Source organism: Pseudomaricurvus alcaniphilus (genome assembly GCF_011440395.1).
Classification (GTDB): Bacteria; Pseudomonadota; Gammaproteobacteria; order Pseudomonadales; family Cellvibrionaceae; genus Pseudomaricurvus; species Pseudomaricurvus alcaniphilus.
The window spans coordinates 80568-97265 of the sequence record NZ_JAAOIX010000005.1; the positions used below are offsets into that span (position 1 = coordinate 80568).

Annotated in this window: 13 protein-coding genes; 1 reads left to right on the forward strand and 12 read right to left on the reverse strand. The window is 58.2% G+C overall.

Going from position 1 to position 16698, the window contains the following annotated elements; translation table 11 throughout:
* Nucleotides 1-104 precede the first annotated feature (104 nt).
* The 7 genes from G8764_RS11820 to G8764_RS11850 form a co-directional block, all read right to left on the reverse strand.
* Nucleotides 105-1313 (reverse strand): alginate export family protein, encoded by a 1209-nt coding sequence (locus G8764_RS11820; protein WP_166164849.1) that lies wholly within the window; start codon nucleotides 1311-1313, stop codon nucleotides 105-107.
* A gap of 54 nt (nucleotides 1314-1367) precedes the next feature.
* Nucleotides 1368-2210 (reverse strand): ABC transporter ATP-binding protein, encoded by an 843-nt coding sequence (locus G8764_RS11825; protein WP_166164850.1) that lies wholly within the window; start codon nucleotides 2208-2210, stop codon nucleotides 1368-1370.
* 27 nt (nucleotides 2211-2237) lie between these two features.
* The gene (locus tag G8764_RS11830; protein WP_166164851.1) at nucleotides 2238-3233 is read right to left on the reverse strand and encodes an ABC transporter permease; all 996 of its coding nucleotides are present in this window, start codon (nucleotides 3231-3233) and stop codon (nucleotides 2238-2240) included.
* Between the two features lie 39 nt (nucleotides 3234-3272).
* Nucleotides 3273-4649, reverse strand: coding sequence for a CmpA/NrtA family ABC transporter substrate-binding protein (locus tag G8764_RS11835; protein WP_166164852.1), 1377 nt, complete (start codon nucleotides 4647-4649; stop codon nucleotides 3273-3275).
* A gap of 505 nt (nucleotides 4650-5154) precedes the next feature.
* Nucleotides 5155-5973 carry a hypothetical protein gene (locus G8764_RS11840; RefSeq protein WP_166164853.1) on the reverse strand — a complete coding sequence of 273 codons (819 nt, stop codon included), beginning with the start codon at nucleotides 5971-5973 and terminating at the stop codon, nucleotides 5155-5157.
* 345 nt (nucleotides 5974-6318) lie between these two features.
* Entirely contained in the window at nucleotides 6319-6816 is a 498-nt protein-coding gene (gene rimI / locus G8764_RS11845; RefSeq protein WP_166164854.1) for a ribosomal protein S18-alanine N-acetyltransferase, read from the reverse strand.
* A gap of 79 nt (nucleotides 6817-6895) precedes the next feature.
* Nucleotides 6896-7876, reverse strand: coding sequence for a hypothetical protein (locus G8764_RS11850; protein WP_166164855.1), 981 nt, complete (start codon nucleotides 7874-7876; stop codon nucleotides 6896-6898).
* Between the two features lie 360 nt (nucleotides 7877-8236).
* Here G8764_RS11850 and nhaD point away from each other — a divergent pair, with 360 nt between their 5' ends.
* Entirely contained in the window at nucleotides 8237-9493 is a 1257-nt protein-coding gene (nhaD, locus tag G8764_RS11855; protein WP_166164856.1) for a sodium:proton antiporter NhaD, read from the forward strand.
* Nucleotides 9494-9553: 60 nt separating this feature from the next.
* On the opposite strand, the gene G8764_RS11860 is transcribed toward nhaD, so the two are convergent.
* The 5 genes from G8764_RS11860 to G8764_RS11880 all read right to left on the reverse strand — a co-directional run bounded on the left by G8764_RS11860 (nucleotide 9554) and on the right by G8764_RS11880 (nucleotide 16652).
* Nucleotides 9554-11101 carry a 2-isopropylmalate synthase gene (locus G8764_RS11860; RefSeq protein WP_166164857.1) on the reverse strand — a complete coding sequence of 516 codons (1548 nt, stop codon included), beginning with the start codon at nucleotides 11099-11101 and terminating at the stop codon, nucleotides 9554-9556.
* 436 nt (nucleotides 11102-11537) lie between these two features.
* Nucleotides 11538-13103 carry an ABC-F family ATPase gene (locus G8764_RS11865; RefSeq protein WP_207951863.1) on the reverse strand — a complete coding sequence of 522 codons (1566 nt, stop codon included), beginning with the start codon at nucleotides 13101-13103 and terminating at the stop codon, nucleotides 11538-11540.
* 148 nt (nucleotides 13104-13251) lie between these two features.
* Complete coding sequence (locus G8764_RS11870) at nucleotides 13252-13626, reverse strand: hypothetical protein (protein ID WP_166164859.1); 375 nt, start codon at nucleotides 13624-13626, stop codon at nucleotides 13252-13254.
* 190 nt (nucleotides 13627-13816) lie between these two features.
* On the reverse strand, nucleotides 13817-15292 hold the full coding sequence (locus G8764_RS11875) for a CorA family divalent cation transporter (RefSeq protein WP_166164860.1): 1476 nt from the start codon (nucleotides 15290-15292) through the stop codon (nucleotides 13817-13819).
* A gap of 289 nt (nucleotides 15293-15581) precedes the next feature.
* Entirely contained in the window at nucleotides 15582-16652 is a 1071-nt protein-coding gene (locus G8764_RS11880) for an oxidoreductase (protein WP_166164861.1), read from the reverse strand.
* Between the last annotated feature and the right edge of the window lie 46 nt (nucleotides 16653-16698).

Consider the following 16698-nt stretch of genomic DNA (forward strand, 5'->3'; position numbering starts at 1 on the left):
TAGTTTCAAAGGCTAATACAAAAGGGGCTCGCTGCCTTGCGGCAGCGAGCCCCTTTGCCCCACCCGCCCCTCAGGGAGCGGGTTTCAGCTATCAAGTCGATCGCTTAAAAGGAAGCGCCCACCCAAACCCACAGCTTGTCGGTATCCACAGAGAAATCATCCGCTGAGTATGCTGCGTACTTGATACCGGCATTGTAATGCTTGCCAAACTTCATGCCGTAGGAAACATCCACTTCGCTGCCCAGTTCATCGAGGCTGGCACTGGCGTCATCGGCACTGAAGTCGTGATAGACCACGGTCAACATGCCGGGACCAACCTTGGTGCCAACGGACACATACATATCCTCGATGCCAACCCCGGGGGTAGCAAGGAACATATCGGCCCAGCCATTAAATTTGTGCAGGGTCGCCAATGGCGTGGAGAAGCCGTAGTCGCCGTCGTCGGAACCCAGCACTTCATAGCCGAGCTTGGCAGTGATACCGCTAATCACGACGCCACCTTCCAGCAGCAGGTAATCGGCGTCGAAGTCGCTGCTGCCCATTTCGGAACTCTGGGTGGCGTATTCCAGCTCGTAGAGAAACTTGGTGCCGTCGGCTTCAGTGCTACCGGCAAAGCGCACACCGTAGGTATCCAGGGCGTTATCGGTAGCGACGTCCATCTCCAGCAAATAGGAGTATGCAGTGAGGGTACCGACTGGAGTTTTGTAGGACAGGTTCAGCAGGTGATCCTTGGAGTCAACGTCGGCAGCCTCGGCAAAAATCCGATTGCGCTCATCGAGGTAGGCATAGGTTACCGTCAAACCGGCAACCGGGGTGGCGACCAGGGACAGGCCATCAAAGGTCTGGCGATCCTGGCGCCAGCCCACATGACCGACGAAACGATGATTATCCAGAGTGAGCACCTGGCGACCCAGTTTGGCGGTCACCATATCGGTTTTATACTGGATAAAGGCCTGGTCCAGCTCGGTTGTTTCCGGGTCGGCAATGAATGAGTACTCGCCAGTCTGGAAACCCGTAGGCGGCACACTGAACTCGTCCACACCGGCAACAATGCGGCTGTCTTCAAATTCAACCGTTGCCGAAAAGCCGTTAAGGCTGTCAGTTACATAGCCGATTCTGCTGCGCAGGGTCAAGGCGCTGGCATCATCCAGGGCATTGTCCTGATCAACTGCCTCGTAGCGCAAATTAAAATCACCGTAGGCCTTCCCCCCAGAAAGCGCTTCGGCAACGGTAGTAGCAGCCAGTGTTGGTACCGCAACAACAGACGACAGGGCAACAGCACTAGCCAGTACATTTCTCTTCAGGTTTTTCATGGTCACTCCACATTAGTAAAAAAACAAACAAAAATTAAAACTCGATTAAAAACTTCAGGCAGCTTGCGATTTTTTATTATTCTTTTTATCAATTTTTGTTGTTATGGGTTCCACCTTGCGCTGCTTTTCATAGAGGAACTTCAACACTTCAGAACGCAGATGGGTGTACTCCGCATCTTCTGCCAGCGCCAACCGGTCCCGCGGTCGCTCCAGGTTAATATCAAGGATCTCCCCTACCGTTGCCGCCGGGCCGTTGGTCATCATGACGATTCGATCGGACAGCAAAACCGCCTCATCCACATCGTGGGTAATCATAATCACGGTGTTGTTCAGTTCCGCCTGGATTTCCATCAGCGAATCCTGCATATGGGCGCGAGTCAGCGCATCCAGTGCGCCAAACGGTTCATCCATCAGCAGGATTTCCGGCTGCATGGCCAGCGCCCGGGCGATACCCACCCGCTGCTTCATACCGCCGGAAATTTCATCCGGGCGCTTGTACATGGCGTGATCCATATGCACAAGGTGCAGGTTGTGCTCGATCCAATCTTTCGTTTCCGCCTTCGACTTTTGTTTGCCGAACACCTGTTTCACCGCCAGTTCGACATTCTCGTAGGCCGTCAACCAGGGCAGCAGCGAGTGGTTTTGAAACACCACCGCGCGCTCCGGCCCCGGCTCATTCACTTCCTTGCCATTCAAAAGCACCCCGCCTTTGGTGGCCTGGTACAGGCCAGCTACCACGTTGAGTACCGTGGATTTACCGCAGCCGGAGTGGCCAATCAAGGAGACAAACTCGCCCTTTTTGATTTTCAGGCTGACGTCACTCAACGCCTTGAACGAACCCTTGGGAGTGGGAAACTCCATGTCGATGTGGCTGATATCCAGTATTACGTCTTGCATGTTTGCTCTCCTTTGTTAGTTCACAAATTAACGATCGGCACTGGTTTTGTCCCAGGACACCAGTCGCTGAATTTGCAACATACCGCGATCCAGCAGGAAGCCGATAAATCCGATAACCAAAATTGCCGCCATGATTCGCGCCAGTGAGTTTGAGCTGCCGTTCTGGAATTCATCCCAGACGAACTTGCCGAGGCCGGGGTTTTGCGCCAGCATCTCCGCAGCAATCAGCACCATCCAGGCAATACCCAGGGACAGGCGCATACCGGTGAAGATCATGGGAACAGACGCCGGCAACACAATCTTGCGCACGTGGGTCAAGGCGCGCAGACGCAACACCTTGCTGACATTGACCAGGTCGCTGTCGATAGAGGCGACCCCGACCGAGGTATTGATCACCATCGGCCACAGGCAGCACAAAGTCACAGTGATCATCGACACCAGGTAGGCCTTGGAAACCATCGGGTCATCAGAGACATACAGGGCGCTCACCACCATGGTGACCAGCGGCAACCACGCCAGTGGCGAAACCGGCTTGAACACCTGGATAATCGGGTTGACCGCGGAGTTGAGGGTCTTGCTCAAACCGATGGCAATGCCCAGCGGTATCGCCACAGCCGCGGCCAGTAAAAACCCGCTCATTACCGTGACCAGGCTGGTGCCAATCTGGTCGAGGAAGGTTTCCTTGCCGGTGTAGGCACGAATTTTGGGCTGGTAGCCCGGATCCTTCGCCACCCGATCGGCGTTGCGCTGGTGCTGGCGTTCATAGAAGGCCTCTTCCTTGACCCGCTCGCGACGGTGCTCATCGTAGAGCGAACCAAACTGCTCCAGCACAGCCGCGGGCCCGGGAAATTTTCCCAACGACGTATCAATATTTTGCGCCGCCGCTGCCCACAGTAACAGGAACACTAACAAGCCAATCAAGGGCACTACCACCAGCCTTGTGAGCTCGGTAAAAACGCCCTTCACTTTTTCGGCAACCGGGTAGTTGTTGCTCAGCTTGTTGATTATGGATGTCGTCGCCATGTTCTGCTCCTGTCAGTCTCTGCGGGTTAAAAAGCCGGCTTACAGCTTGTCACCGGCCTTCAGGCCAATGGTGAATTTATTGATGTAGTCGTTGGGCTTGGTGCCGTCATAGACAATATTGTCAATAAAGTGGGTCTGCGGTGCGCGATAGCCATCTTCACTGGCAAAGTCAGGGAACTCGCTGGCACTCATCAAGCCCTCGGCAATCAGGGACTTGGCTGCCTTGGTGTAGATGTCCGGGCGATAGACCTTGGCCGCCAATTCCTTGTACCAGTCATCACTTTTGTCATCGGAAATCTGGCCCCAGCGGCGCATTTGCGTCAGGTACCAAATGGCATCCGAGTAGTAGGGGTAGGTGGCGTTGTAACGGAAAAATACGTTGAAGTCAGGCACTTCACGCTTGTCGCCTTTTTCATATTCGAAGGTGCCGGTCATGCTGTTGGCGATCACTTCGTAATCGGCACCGACGTAGTTAGGCTGGGATAAAATCTTCACCGCAGCAGGTCGGTTGGCGTTGTCGTTTTCATCCAGCCACTTGGCGGCGCGAATCAGGGCGCGGGTCAGGCGAATGGTGGTATTCGGGTACTTCTCGGCAAATTCGGCGGTGATACCAAAAACTTTTTCCGGGTTGTCCTTCCAGATTTCGTAATCGGTAATTACCGGCACACCGATGCCTTTAAATACCGCCTGTTGATTCCAGGGCTCGCCCACACAGTAACCGTAGATGGTACCGGCCTCGAGAGTTGCCGGCATTTGCGGTGGCGGGGTTACTGACAGCAGCGCGTCGGCATTGATTTGTCCGGAGGTATCACCCTTGTGTGGCGCGTAAAAACCCGGGTGAATGCCACCGGCAGCCAGCCAGTAACGCAGCTCGTAGTTGTGAGTGGATACCGGGAAAACCATGCCCATATTAAAAGGCTTGCCATCAGCCTTGTATTTTTCTACCACCGGCTTCAGGGCATCGGCTTTAATGGGATGCACAGGACGGCCATCGGCCATTTTCGGGATATTGGGTTTCATCTGCTCCCAGATATCGTTGGAAACAGTGATGCCATTGCCGTTCAGGTCCATGGAGAACGGAGTGATAATATGGGCACTGGTACCGAAGCCCATGGTCGCTGCGATCGGCTGGCCGGCCAGCATATGGGCGCCGTCGAGAGTACCGTCGATAACGCCATTGAGCAGGACTTTCCAGTTGGCCTGGGCTTCAATAGTTACGTACAGGCCCTCGTCTTCAAAATAGCCGTTCTCGTAGGCAATCGCGATGGGAGCCATATCGGTCAGCTTGATAAAACCAAACTTCAGCTCTTCTTTTTCCGGATAACCCAGCTCTTCTGCGTGTGCAAAAGTCACAACAGCACTGACTCCAATGACGCCGGCCGCTACAACTTTCTTAAATGGTTTCAACCAATTCATGCTTCACCCTCGTTAATGACAAATAAAAAAATGGCGTAAAAAAAGCGCTCATTAACAGACTACCGGTACAACCGGGTGACCGTTAACTGAGCGCCTTTCACCATTGACGGCCCGCTAAATTTCGGCCGCCATACTTTCTTTAATAATTATTCGCGTTTCTGTGTTAGGGATTCAGACCCCATCGACAGTGGCACTCGCAAACATAAACTGTGTATTGCATTGCACGTGCCAACATGGAAAAAAACGTAAAAACAGCAGTATTTTCGCTCGAGCAATAGAAATCCGTCCGAAAAGAGCACCAACATAAATCACTCGCGCTCTATTTTGATCCACGATATTCGACAAAATTTTTTCTGCATTTTTCCGGTGCTGTTTTTTCGGTTTTTTTTAGTGCACAGAGCACCAAAGTGACGCAAAAAGCCACCTTGCAGATTGGGCAGGGCAGGTTTGATACAGAGGATTGATGCGCACAAAAGCACAGGCGGCGTGCAGCCGCCGCTGGGGATTAGCGCCAGGTTTGTTCTTTTAGCAGCCGGTCAAACTGGTTGAGCAAGCTGTCTATGGCCTGGGTAGCAAGGGCAAAATAGGCCGGCGCCGAGATGGAGGGCAACTCGGTCAGGATCTGCTCATCGATACATTTGAGCAGCTGCTTGATGTCGCTGCTCGATGAATCTGCAGTACCGTTTTGCAATTGCAGCCGCACACTGCTCTCGCGAATTTTCGCGCACAGGTCATTTAAGCGGCGGCGGGAAACCCTGTCACAGTGACAGGCGGCGGCCACGCCAGTACCAATGGCGCGAGCCTGGCCGATAAACTCCGCCACCGCCAGCAGCTCACGCCAGTAGAGGTGCAGGGGTTGCTGGTGCTGGTTGCGCAACAGTAAAAGTTCACAGCGCTTGGCCACCGCATCAATCAGCAGCAACACGTTTTTGATAAGCTGGTTGTGCTGGTTCAGGTTGTAGCCCGACTCGAGCCGCTTGTAGTTTCCGGCCAGCCTTGCCCAGTGCTGGGTAATACCCTGCCAGCGATCGTCCCCCTCCAAAACCGGGTCGATACGGGCGATATCGGCAAAATTCCGGCTGACATCGTGTTCAACGGTTTCGATCTCAGCCAGCAATTCCCGGCTGCCGTTGAGGTAGCCATTAGTCAAGCCGCGGTGCTGTTGCACCAGCGCCAACAGGATGCGCAGGCCGGACAGCAAGCGTAGCCCCAGCGCCTGTCGCTGGCGTCGCGCCTGTCGCTGGTAGCGGATCAACAGACTGAACCCGGCGCCGAGGACCAATCCTCCACCCAGTAACAGTATTAGCGACACCGTATCAATCATGCACAAACTCTCTCTATTAACGGTGTTAAACCGGGACAACCGCAATACCCAATACCGTTGGCAACCGCAGCCGCGGCACACTGCCAGTTAAAGCTTTAGCCAGCAATATTTATTCCATTCAAGCGACCTGCTGTCCGACAGCAGAGAACCTGCCCTGGCAGCGATCGGCCAGGGCTCTATCGGGTCACAAGATTGACGATGGAGTAGCGGGTTACAATGGGTCGATTACGGCGGCGCCCTGATTGCCCGTAAACAGGGCGCTGCCGCCCGCATCAAAGGCGTCGGTCGCTATGGCTGCTCGCCAGGGAAAGCCCCGGGAAAAGTACCAGGAAAAGCACCCATCAATCAGGCGATCAACTCCATGGCCATAAGCACTGCATCCTCTCGCCCGCCGCGGGCGGGATAGTAGCCGGCGCGGATTCCCACCTCGACAAAACCCGCGTTTTGATAGAGCGCCAGGGCCGCCTGGTTGGACTCTCGCACCTCCAGGTAAAAGCGCTTCGCCTGCAGCTCGGTCGCGGCCCAATTTTGCAGCCAGGCTAACAACGTGCTGCCCACCCCCTGGCCCTGGAACTCGGGCGCGACCACAAAGTCCAGCAGCTCCGCTTCACCCACCACACAGGACAGCACCGCAAAACCGGCCCAGTCTGCGCCGCTGCGAACCCCCCAGCAGTGGTAGTGCTGCAATGCCGACAGCACCTGGGCCTTGCTCCAGGGGTGGCTGTGGGCGTTGGCCTCGAGGCGGGCAACCCGCTCCAGGTCGTCGATGGAGAGCCGCACAAAGCTCAGCGCCATTTGCCGGGCAGTGTGGGCAGTAGAGTGCTGGGGGTCTTGGGTAATCATGACGATGGCAGCTTGATTGGGTTGAGAGAATCTGGGTAGATAAAGACAGTTTGACCGGATTAAGAGCGCGCAACAAGCCTCAACAAGTCAACCGCAGCGGCTGGATTGCTCGCCAGGCCACGGCCTTTAACTGGGGCTGTTGCAGCATCTGCGACAGCCCCGGTGCAACAATAGCGGTAACCGCCAGCTCCGGCAGGGGGACGCTGGTGCCAACCATGGCCTTGAAAACCTCCGCCGGCCGCACTTCCGGATCGACCCCGGAGTGGCTGACCACCTCGGTTGGCAGCGCGTAATAGCAGGCTTCCTCCCCCAGCAACAGGCAATACTTGACCGGGTTCAGCTCCAGCTTGCCCGCCAGCATGGCCCCAAGCGCATCCCGGGCTGCGTATTCATCCCGGGCCTCGGCGATATTTTCGTGCATCGGCCACTTGAAGATTTCCGCCCGCGGCAGGGTCACCCCGGTGTAGCCGAGGGCGAACAGTATATTGTTGAGCAGTGACTCGGTGGGCAGGGCCAGTTCCGGGTGGCGGCTGTCGATAATCATCAACTCGCTGCCGACCCGCCAGAAGCTGAGGGCAAAGCGCGGCCTGGCCACCCCGACCGGCGCAACTCCGCTGGTGTCGGTGGTGGCAGCAGCCAGCTGTTCCCGGTTTGCGCCAGCCGGGCCCGCAGTCTTTGCGGCCGCAACCGGCGGGCTCGCCGGAGCAGGAGTGGCGGCTGCGGGATTGGCGGCAGCTGCCGCTGTCACGGGCGCAGACGGTACCTGCCCGGGGGGCGCGTTAACGGCCTGGCCCGCCCCTGGCGTGACTGGCGGCGTCGAGCGCTCTTGCAGCAGGGCCATGACATCGTTGGCGGCCGTCGGCCTGGCCGCGCCGGGCGCCGGGCTGGCTGCCGCCCCCTGTGCCACTGGTTGCGGGCGCCGGGCAGCCCCAGCGGCGGCAACAGGCACCGCCACCGGCTCACACAGCTGCGCCAGCGGTGCATTCGGCAATACCCGGCGCGGCATGTAGGAGTCGATCCCCATGGCATCCAGGTAATGTATGCGCTGCAATTCGTTCATGCTTTAAGCTTGTCTCCTGGGCGCCGATGGGTCCCCCAGCGGTGCCCGGGCCGTGCCGATAAATACCGGCGGCCCGATCTCAATTGCCGGTTGCCACCCCGCAATACGGGTGTAACCAAATATTGTTTCTGCCTTTTGGGTCCAAGCCTCTCGGGTACAAGCCACTTGGTTAAATGCCACTTGATTAAATGCCACTGGAGCAAAACCTGCCCGGCGTGAACAGCGGCACAGATTAAAGCACAAACGCCTCCATTACCACCGGCGATTGCCGCCAATGAGGCGCTTGCCGAAGCGGGGAAATTGCGCTTATGATCTCCCATCTGCGGTTCTCGCAGCCTGCCATTCTGCCGGAGTCCGCCCATGACTGTCGCGTTAGTAGCCCTCTTCGTCGTCGCCTATGCCGCCATCGCCTGCGAGCACCTGACCAAGGTTAACAAAACCGTACCGGCGCTAATGGCCGGGGTCATCATGTGGGCCATCTGGGCCCTGTTCGGCGAGGCCGAGCACATCTCCGAGGAGCTGGAACACCACCTCTACGACATATCCCAGATCCTGTTTTTCCTGCTCGGCGCCATGACCATCGTCGAACTGGTGGACGCCCACCAGGGCTTCAAGATCATCACCAACCGCATACGCACCCTCAATGCCCGGCTGCTGATGCTGATTGTCTGTTTCGTGACGTTTTTCTTTTCCGCAGCGCTGGATAACCTCACCACCTCCATCGTCATGGTCTCGCTGCTGCGGCGCCTGATCCACGACGACCAGCAGCGCCTGATTTACGTTGGCATGGTGGTGGTGGCCGCCAACGCCGGCGGCGCCTGGTCGCCCATCGGCGACGTCACCACCACCATGCTCTGGATTGGCGGCCAGATATCCGCTGCGGCGATCATCCAGACCGCTTTTATTCCCAGCCTGATCTGTATGTTGATTCCCATGGGGCTGGTGATGCTGAAACTGCAGGGCAATGTCACTCGCCAGCCCTACGACTATGAACAGGCCAATGTCGCCGAGCATGTGCACGGCAGCTCGCGGATGTTTTTCACCGGGGTGGGCATGCTGCTGTTCGTACCGATATTCAAAACAGTGACGCACCTGCCCCCCTTCCTCGGCATGCTGCTGGGGCTGGCGGTGGTGTGGCTGCTGTCGGAAATGATTCACATCGACAAGACCGAGGAGGAGAAAAAGCCCTACACCGCCATTCACGCCCTGTCCCGCATCGACACCTCCGCCATCCTGTTTTTTCTCGGCATCCTGCTGGCAGTCAGCACCCTGCAGGGGACCGGCGTGCTGGCCGGGCTGGCCAGTGCCATGGACCGCTCCATTGGCAACTACGACCTGATCGCGGTGGCGCTGGGCTTGCTGTCGGCGATCGTGGATAACGTGCCGCTGGTGGCGGCGGCACAGAAGATGTATCACTTCCCCATGGACGACGATTTCTGGCCATTTATGGCTTACACAGCGGGCACCGGTGGCAGCTGCCTGATTATTGGCTCGGCCGCCGGGGTGGCACTGATGGGAATGGAGAAGATTAATTTTTTCTGGTACCTGAAGAACATCTCCGGGCTGGCACTGCTGGGCTACCTGGGCGGCGCGGTGTACTTTATGCTGGTGCTTTAGGGGTCACGGCTAATTAGATATGACAGCCCCTGCATTGCGCCGGGGCTGCCGCCAAACGACCTATACGCCGTCGTGTTGTGGATGGGCGCGGGCGCCGCCGGACTCCAGCAAGTTCAGGGCGTGCAAATAGGCCTTGGCCGAGGCCGCCACCACATCGGTGTCGGCACCCACGCCGTTGACGATACTGCCGTTTTTCGCCAGCCGCACTGTGACATCACCCTGGGCTTCAGTGCCGGCAGTAATCGCACTCACCAGGTATAACTCCAGCGCGGTGTTGCTCTTGGCCACTTTTTCAATCGCCTTGAAGGTAGCGTCCACCGGGCCGCTGCCCTCCGCTTCAGTGGTGACCGACTCGCCGTTCTTGACGATCACCAACTGGGCCCAGGGCTTCTGGCCGGTCTTGCAGCTGACTTGCATGGACTCAAACTTGTAGACCTCGGGCAAATCATCACCGCCCTTGTCGGTGACCAGGGCCTGCAAATCTTCATCAAAAATCTCATGCTTCTTGTCGGCCAGGCTCTTGAAGCGGGCAAACACCTCGTTCAGGTCTTCCGGGCTGGCAAAGGTAACACCCAACTCCTCGAACCGGGCGCGCACCGCCGCCCGTCCGGAGTGCTTGCCCAGCACCAGCTTGTTGGAGTTCCAGCCCACGTCCTCCGCCTTCATGATTTCGTAGGTTTCACGGTGCTTGAGCACACCGTCCTGGTGAATACCGGATTCGTGGGCAAAGGCGTTGGCACCGACGATGGCCTTGTTGGGCTGCACCGGGAAGCCGGTCACACTGGCCACCAGCCGCGAGGTAGGCACGATCTGGGTAGTTTCAATACCGGTTTCCACCGGATAGAAATCGCGTCGGGTCTTCACCGCCATCACAACTTCTTCCAGTGAAGCATTGCCGGCGCGCTCCCCCAAGCCGTTAATGGTGCACTCCACCTGGCGCACACCGTTTATCACCGCGGCCATGGAATTGGCCACCGCCAAACCCAAGTCATTGTGACAGTGGGCCGAGAAGATGGCCTTGTCGGAGTTCGGCACCTGGGCGATAACGTTGCGGAACATGCGGCCGTACTCTTCCGGGGTACCGTAACCCACGGTATCCGGAATATTGATGGTGGAAGCGCCGGCGTTAATCACCGCCTCGACGATGCGGTACATAAACTCCGGCTCGGTGCGGCTGCCATCCTCCAGCGAGAATTCCACATCGGCGGCCAGGTTGCGAGCCATCTTCACTGCGGCCACCGCCTGCTCCAACACCTGCTCCGGAGACAGCATCAGCTTGTATTTCATATGAATCGGTGAAGTGGCGATAAAGGTATGAATGCGACCGGAATTGGCGTCCTTCAGGGCTGCCCCCGCCGACTCGATATCCACCCGGGTAGCCCGCGCCAGGCCGCAAATCGTGGAGTCCTTGACTGCCGCCGCCACCGCCCGCACCGACTCGAAGTCACCGGGGCTGGCAATGGGGAAACCGGCCTCGATCACATCGACGCGCATTTTTTCCAGCATCCTGGCGATACGCACTTTCTCCTCGCGAGTCATGGAGGCGCCGGGGCTCTGCTCGCCGTCGCGCAAGGTGGTATCGAAAATCACTAATTTATCTTTGCTCATCACTTGGCCTCATCACTGAATCAGAACTGTCTCCCCTGCCGGGGAAACCACAAAATCTATAGCTGCAAAATCGGGGGATTAACGGCGCTGGGCGCCCGGCCCTGCTGACCGCAACGGGCAGCAGGTGAGAGAGAAATTATACTGCCCGCGGCAGTCGCAACAGGGCACAGAGCAACGCCACAAACAGGCTGGAACGCCTGGTCAACAGTTGCGAATGGGGGTTGTAAGTGCTCATGGCAGTGTCCGGTTACGGGGTCGCAAATAATGGTTTACTGGAGGCACTCAATATACGTCCAGCCTGCACCAGATTCAACAACCATCCTAATATCGCCGATATATTGGGATAAAATAACAACATAAGCGCAAATAACACTCATTAAAGAAAGACAAATCCTAAAGCATGGCTATTTTTGAGATAAACCTTGCCCGGATCCGATCAATTCACCCCCTGGCTGCGCAGGTAATCTTCATAGCTACCGTGGAAATCCACTATTCCGCTGGGGGTCAACTCGATAATGCGGCTCGCCAGCGAGGAGACAAACTCGCGGTCGTGACTGACAAAGATCAGCGTGCCCTCGTAGTTTTCCAGCGCCAGGTTGAGGGACTCGATGGACTCCATATCGAGGTGGTTGGTGGGCTCGTCCAGCAACATAATATTCGGCTTCTGCAACATCAGCCGGCCAAACAGCATCCGCCCCTGCTCACCACCGGAGATCACTTTTACCGACTTCTTGATTTCGTGCTGGGAAAACAGCAGCCGGCCGAGGGTGCCGCGAATAACCTGCTCGTCATCACCCTCCTTGCCCCAACGACTCATCCAGTCAAACAGGGTGTCGTCGCGGTCAAAATCGGCGGCGTGATCCTGGGCGTAATAACCGATACTGGCATTCTCCGACCACTTGATGGTGCCGGCGCTGGGTTCGAGATCCCCCACCAGGCAGCGCAGCAGGGTGGACTTGCCAATGCCGTTGGGGCCGATCACGGCGATGCGCTCTCCCACATCCACCATCAGGTCGAGGCCAGCAAACAGTTTCTCATCAAAGGTTTTGCCCAGCCCCTTCACTTCCAGCGCCTGGCGGTGCAGCTTTTTTTCCTGCTCGAAGCGAATGTAGGGGTTCTGGCGACTGGAGGGCTTCACCTCCTCCAGCTGGATCTTGTCGATTTGTTTGGCCCGCGAAGTGGCCTGGCGGGACTTGGAGGCGTTGGCGGAGAAGCGGCTGACAAACGCCTTCAAATCCGCGATCTGGGCCTTCTTCTTGGCGTTATCTGACAGCAACCGCTCCCGCGACTGGGTGGCGGCGGTCATGTATTCATCGTAATTGCCGGGGAAGAGGCGCAACTCGCCGTAATCCAGGTCGGCCATATGGGTGCAGACGCTGTTGAGAAAGTGGCGATCGTGGGAAATGATGATCATGGTGCAGTTGCGTTCGTTGAGCACCCCTTCCAGCCAGCGAATGGTGTTGATGTCGAGGTTGTTGGTCGGCTCATCCAGCAACATGATGTCGGGGTCGGCAAACAGCACCTGGGTCAGCAGCACCCGCAGCTTCCAGCCCGGCGCCACTTCGCTCATGGGGCCGTAGTGCTGTTCCAGCGGGATGCCCACCCCCAGCAGTAACTCGCCGGCCCGGGCCTCGGCGGTGTAGCCGTCCATCTCGGCAAACTCGGCCTCCAGTTCGGCGGCGCGGATGCCGTCCGCCTCGGTCATTTCCGGGTTGGCGTAAATGGCGTCGCGTTCGGATTTGACCGCCCACAACTCGCCGTGGCCCATGATCACCGTATCGATGACACTGTACTTTTCAAAGGCAAATTGATCCTGGCGCAACTTGCCGATGCGCTCGTTGACGTCCTTGGAGACGTTGCCGGCGCTGGGCTCCAGATCGCCACCGAGAATTTTCATCAAGGTGGATTTACCGCAGCCGTTGGCGCCAATCAGGCCGTAACGATTGCCCTCGCCAAATTTGACGGAGACATTTTCAAACAGGGGTTTGGCACCAAACTGCATGGTGATATTGGAAGCAACAAGCACGATTTAATCCACAGGTAAGACAGCCGCCAGCGACTGATTAGAAAAAAGGCGGGATTATACCGGTTATTTGCCGCCGTTGGCAGGGACGGTGCCGCTAGCGGGGCGATTGACTCCGCTGGCAAACTTATTGAGTCTTGCTGGCGCTGTTATCCACCAGTTTCCTGAAGGCGGCGCACTCCGGAGTCACATCGGAGCGGGAGTTCAGAATCTCGCTGCAGGACAGGCTTTCAATGGAGTTCAGGCAGGCGATGGAGGGCTTGTAGTAGGCGTGGCTGGTCAGCGCCACTTCGAATTGACCGAGCACCTGGCTGCACATCTCGCTCATCATGGGCCGCATCATGGCCATAATTTCCGGCGCCAGGTTCTGCGCTTCCAGCTCCGCCAGGGAGCAGGACTTCATCTTTTCGCACACCTTGTTAGTGGCGGTGACAAACTCCTCATTCTGGGCGACCACGGTCGCACTGAACAACACCAAAACACCCAGTACCAGCCTTTTCATAATTTGCTCCAATTTCACTGTTTGCCCTGCTCTCACGCAGCGCATTGCTCTTACCGACGGCCCGATGTTTTCGGACTGGCCGATTTTTACTGTTTACCTGACCCACACTGTTTGCTCGGCCGTTAGAGGTTCCTCATTACCATTATCCACCCTGACGGCACCATTAGCCCAGCGCTTTCCCCAGCGCCCCTCAGCGCAACCAGCCCTTGATAGCGAACCAATACAGGCTCAACGCCATACCGCTGCCGACCCAGAAAGCCACCTGGGGCAGCGAGGAGGGCCAGGGGGTATCGATCAGGTTCATACCCAGCATACCGCCGGCCACCGACGGAATCAGCGCCAGAGTCGTGAGTATGGCCAGCAACCGCATCACCTTGTTCATCTGGAACGACGACACATTCAGGCGCATATCCACCAGCGCCGCCAGGTTCTCGCTCAAATCATCGACCCGCTCGTACAGGTCCGAGGCCTCGCTGGCCAGCAACTGAAACTGGGGCAAGTTTCCCACCTCAAAACCGCGAATGGCGATGCGGCGGGAATTGAGACTGCGGGTCACCTCCGCCAAGTGTCGCAGCGTGGTGCGCACCCGGGAAATTTCCGCGCGCAGCAGAAAGGTGCGCTGCAAAAATTCCCGGTCGCGCAGGGACGCTTCATTGGCCTCGATGGCCATCAAGCGGGTCTCCAGCCACTCAGCCACCCGGGCGTAAGCGCGCACGACTTCTTTTACCAGGGCGTGGGTGGCATTTACCAGCGCCGGCCCGGTGGCGTCGCCGCTGGCCTCGCTCTCCTGCAGGCGACGCTCCACCCGGCGGCGCAAATCGCTGGGCTCGCGCTCCAGCACCGCCACATTCTTGTCCGCCCCCACCAGCAGCAGCCCGGCGCGCTGAATGACCGTGCTCTCGGCACTGATGTCGCCGGACAGCTGCGGGTACCAGGCAAACAGGGTCACGTAGCGGTCCAGCCGGTCGAGGCGCGGAAAAGCGGCACCGTATAATTTGCCGTGCAACACCGGTTCCGGCACCGCAAAGCTGGCCGCCAACGGCGCCAGCAGTTCTTCGCCGACACCGCTGACGTAGAGCCAGTCCTCCTGTTCCGAGCCGATGCGCTCCAACAAGTGCTGCCAATCCACCGACTGCAGGCCTTTGCCGCCGGCGTCGAAATCCAGCGCCCAGGCCTGCAACTCACCCGACGATCGCGCCGCCGCCGCGGCCTGGGCTGTGACCGGCCCCGCCAGCCGCGCACTGGAGCGGGTCCCCAGCACCGCCACTCGCACAAACCGGATCAGGCGCAGCGCCGGGGAGGCACCCAGGGTCTCGGCGGTAAAGGGCAGCAGCGATATCAGCGCCGCCAGGATAATAAACACATCCAGCAAGCGCCAGGGACTGCGCACAAAGGCGGCCTTGTCCGGCGCCAGCAGCAAGCCGGCCGAGTACTCCAGCGCGAACAGCAACACGATCAGCACGTCCGCCACCACCAGGGCCCGCTCCAGCGCCGGCGACATCGCAAAGGCAAACGGCACCGCCGCCAGCGCCAGGGTGATCAGCGCCAGCAGGGCCATCAGTTCATCGCTGAGCAGCAATTGCAAGCGCACCGCCAGGCGCAGCAGCGGCGCTGGCGTTTTTGTGGCCAGCCCACTGCCGGGTCGCGGCTCTTTGTTATTCGTCACGGGGCACTCCTCGGCATAAATAATGGCCAGCCCGGTGCCACGGCAATGGCTGGCGCTCTGTCAATCCAGCATACAGCGCGGCGACTTGACCCACTAGGAGCCTGTCGGACTTAGGGTTGCCCTGCTGCGAAAAAGCCGAGTTTGGCCATTTTTTAACCATTTTCTCGTTAAATAGAACCACTATTCGCCTCAAAAATGGTTAAAAACTGACTCAAATCGGACTTTCTCTCGCTACGGGCACCTAAGTCCGACAGGCTCCTAGCCTTCAGGTTCAGGTAAATTTTCGCGCTCAATCCAGCGCCAGGGTTACTCCGCGGCGACTGCTGTCTATGGCCAGCTCGATCAATTCGATGGTCCACAGGGCCTCGACGGCACTGACCGGTGGCGGCTGGTCGCGCCTGATTGCCGCGGCCAGCTGGCGAAAAAACTGCTGGTAGCCACCGCTCTCCGTGGTGACCGGCGCCGCGCCCTCAGCCCGGTAGAGCGTGCCGAAGTCGGCGGCGACCTCGTCGCCCCAGTGGTCGTGGTCGGGGCGCACGCCGGCACGGAGGCGATCTTCCTGGGGATCGAGGCCGTACTTTACGTAACTGCCCTGGTCGCCCTGCAGCTGGAAGCGCAGGTTGGGCCCGGCACAAAAAGGGCTGGCGTGCAGCACCACCTGCTTGTCGGCATAGTCCAGCAACAGGTGAAAGAAATCCGTGGTACTGGCGTCAGCGCGCATTGCCCGGCAGCGCGCGGTCAACGCCGCCGGGCGCCCAAACAGCTGCAGCGCCTGGTCCAGCAGGTGCGGCCCCAGGTCATAGAGAATGCCACCGCCATCGGCCGCCGTCTCGCGCCAACGCTGGCGCACCTGGGGCCGAAAACGATCAAAGTGAGATTCGTAGTAGCGGATATTGCCGAGCCGATTTTCAGCAATCAATTTTTTCACGGTGAGAAAGTCGCCGTCCCAGCGCCGGTTTTGGTAGACCGTCAAAACACGCTTTTTTTCGGCCGCCAGCGCGATCAACTCTTCGCCCTGGGCGACGCTGGTGACAAATGGCTTCTCCAGCAACACGTGTTTGTTGCATTGCAGCGCCAGTTTGGCCAGCGGAAAATGCACATCGTTGGGGGCGGTGATAATCACCAACTCCGCGTCGCTGTCCGTGAGCATGGCTTCCGCATTGGCATACAGGCTCACGTCCGGCAGCTGTTGCCGGACCAGCTCGCCCTGGCTGCTGCTGACCGCCAGCAAGTCGAACTCGGCCAGGGTTTCGAGAAACGGGATATGAAAAGTCCTGGCCGAAAATCCGTAACCGACGATTGCGGTCTTAATGGCATTGCCCTTAACTGTATTGGTCTTAACTGTATTGCCAGTGGTCATTAACGGGTCCGTAAGCGGTTGTGATACATTGATGCGCGCGCATTTT

What these genes read in the sequence shown, in the direction of transcription:
- G8764_RS11825 (WP_166164850.1), bottom strand. Translation starts at nt 2,210, where the DNA reads ATGCAAGACGTAATACTGGATATCAGCCACATCGACATGGAGTTTCCC.
- G8764_RS11865 (WP_207951863.1), bottom strand. Translation starts at nt 13,103, where the DNA reads ATGCAGTTTGGTGCCAAACCCCTGTTTGAAAATGTCTCCGTCAAATTT.
- G8764_RS11835 (WP_166164852.1), bottom strand. Translation starts at nt 4,649, where the DNA reads ATGAATTGGTTGAAACCATTTAAGAAAGTTGTAGCGGCCGGCGTCATT.
- G8764_RS11850 (WP_166164855.1), bottom strand. Translation starts at nt 7,876, where the DNA reads ATGAACGAATTGCAGCGCATACATTACCTGGATGCCATGGGGATCGAC.
- G8764_RS11820 (WP_166164849.1), bottom strand. Translation starts at nt 1,313, where the DNA reads ATGAAAAACCTGAAGAGAAATGTACTGGCTAGTGCTGTTGCCCTGTCG.
- G8764_RS11880 (WP_166164861.1), bottom strand. Translation starts at nt 16,652, where the DNA reads ATGACCACTGGCAATACAGTTAAGACCAATACAGTTAAGGGCAATGCC.
- G8764_RS11860 (WP_166164857.1), bottom strand. Translation starts at nt 11,101, where the DNA reads ATGAGCAAAGATAAATTAGTGATTTTCGATACCACCTTGCGCGACGGC.
- rimI (WP_166164854.1), bottom strand. Translation starts at nt 6,816, where the DNA reads ATGATTACCCAAGACCCCCAGCACTCTACTGCCCACACTGCCCGGCAA.
- G8764_RS11840 (WP_166164853.1), bottom strand. Translation starts at nt 5,973, where the DNA reads ATGATTGATACGGTGTCGCTAATACTGTTACTGGGTGGAGGATTGGTC.
- nhaD (WP_166164856.1), top strand. Translation starts at nt 8,237, where the DNA reads ATGACTGTCGCGTTAGTAGCCCTCTTCGTCGTCGCCTATGCCGCCATC.
- G8764_RS11870 (WP_166164859.1), bottom strand. Translation starts at nt 13,626, where the DNA reads ATGAAAAGGCTGGTACTGGGTGTTTTGGTGTTGTTCAGTGCGACCGTG.
- G8764_RS11830 (WP_166164851.1), bottom strand. Translation starts at nt 3,233, where the DNA reads ATGGCGACGACATCCATAATCAACAAGCTGAGCAACAACTACCCGGTT.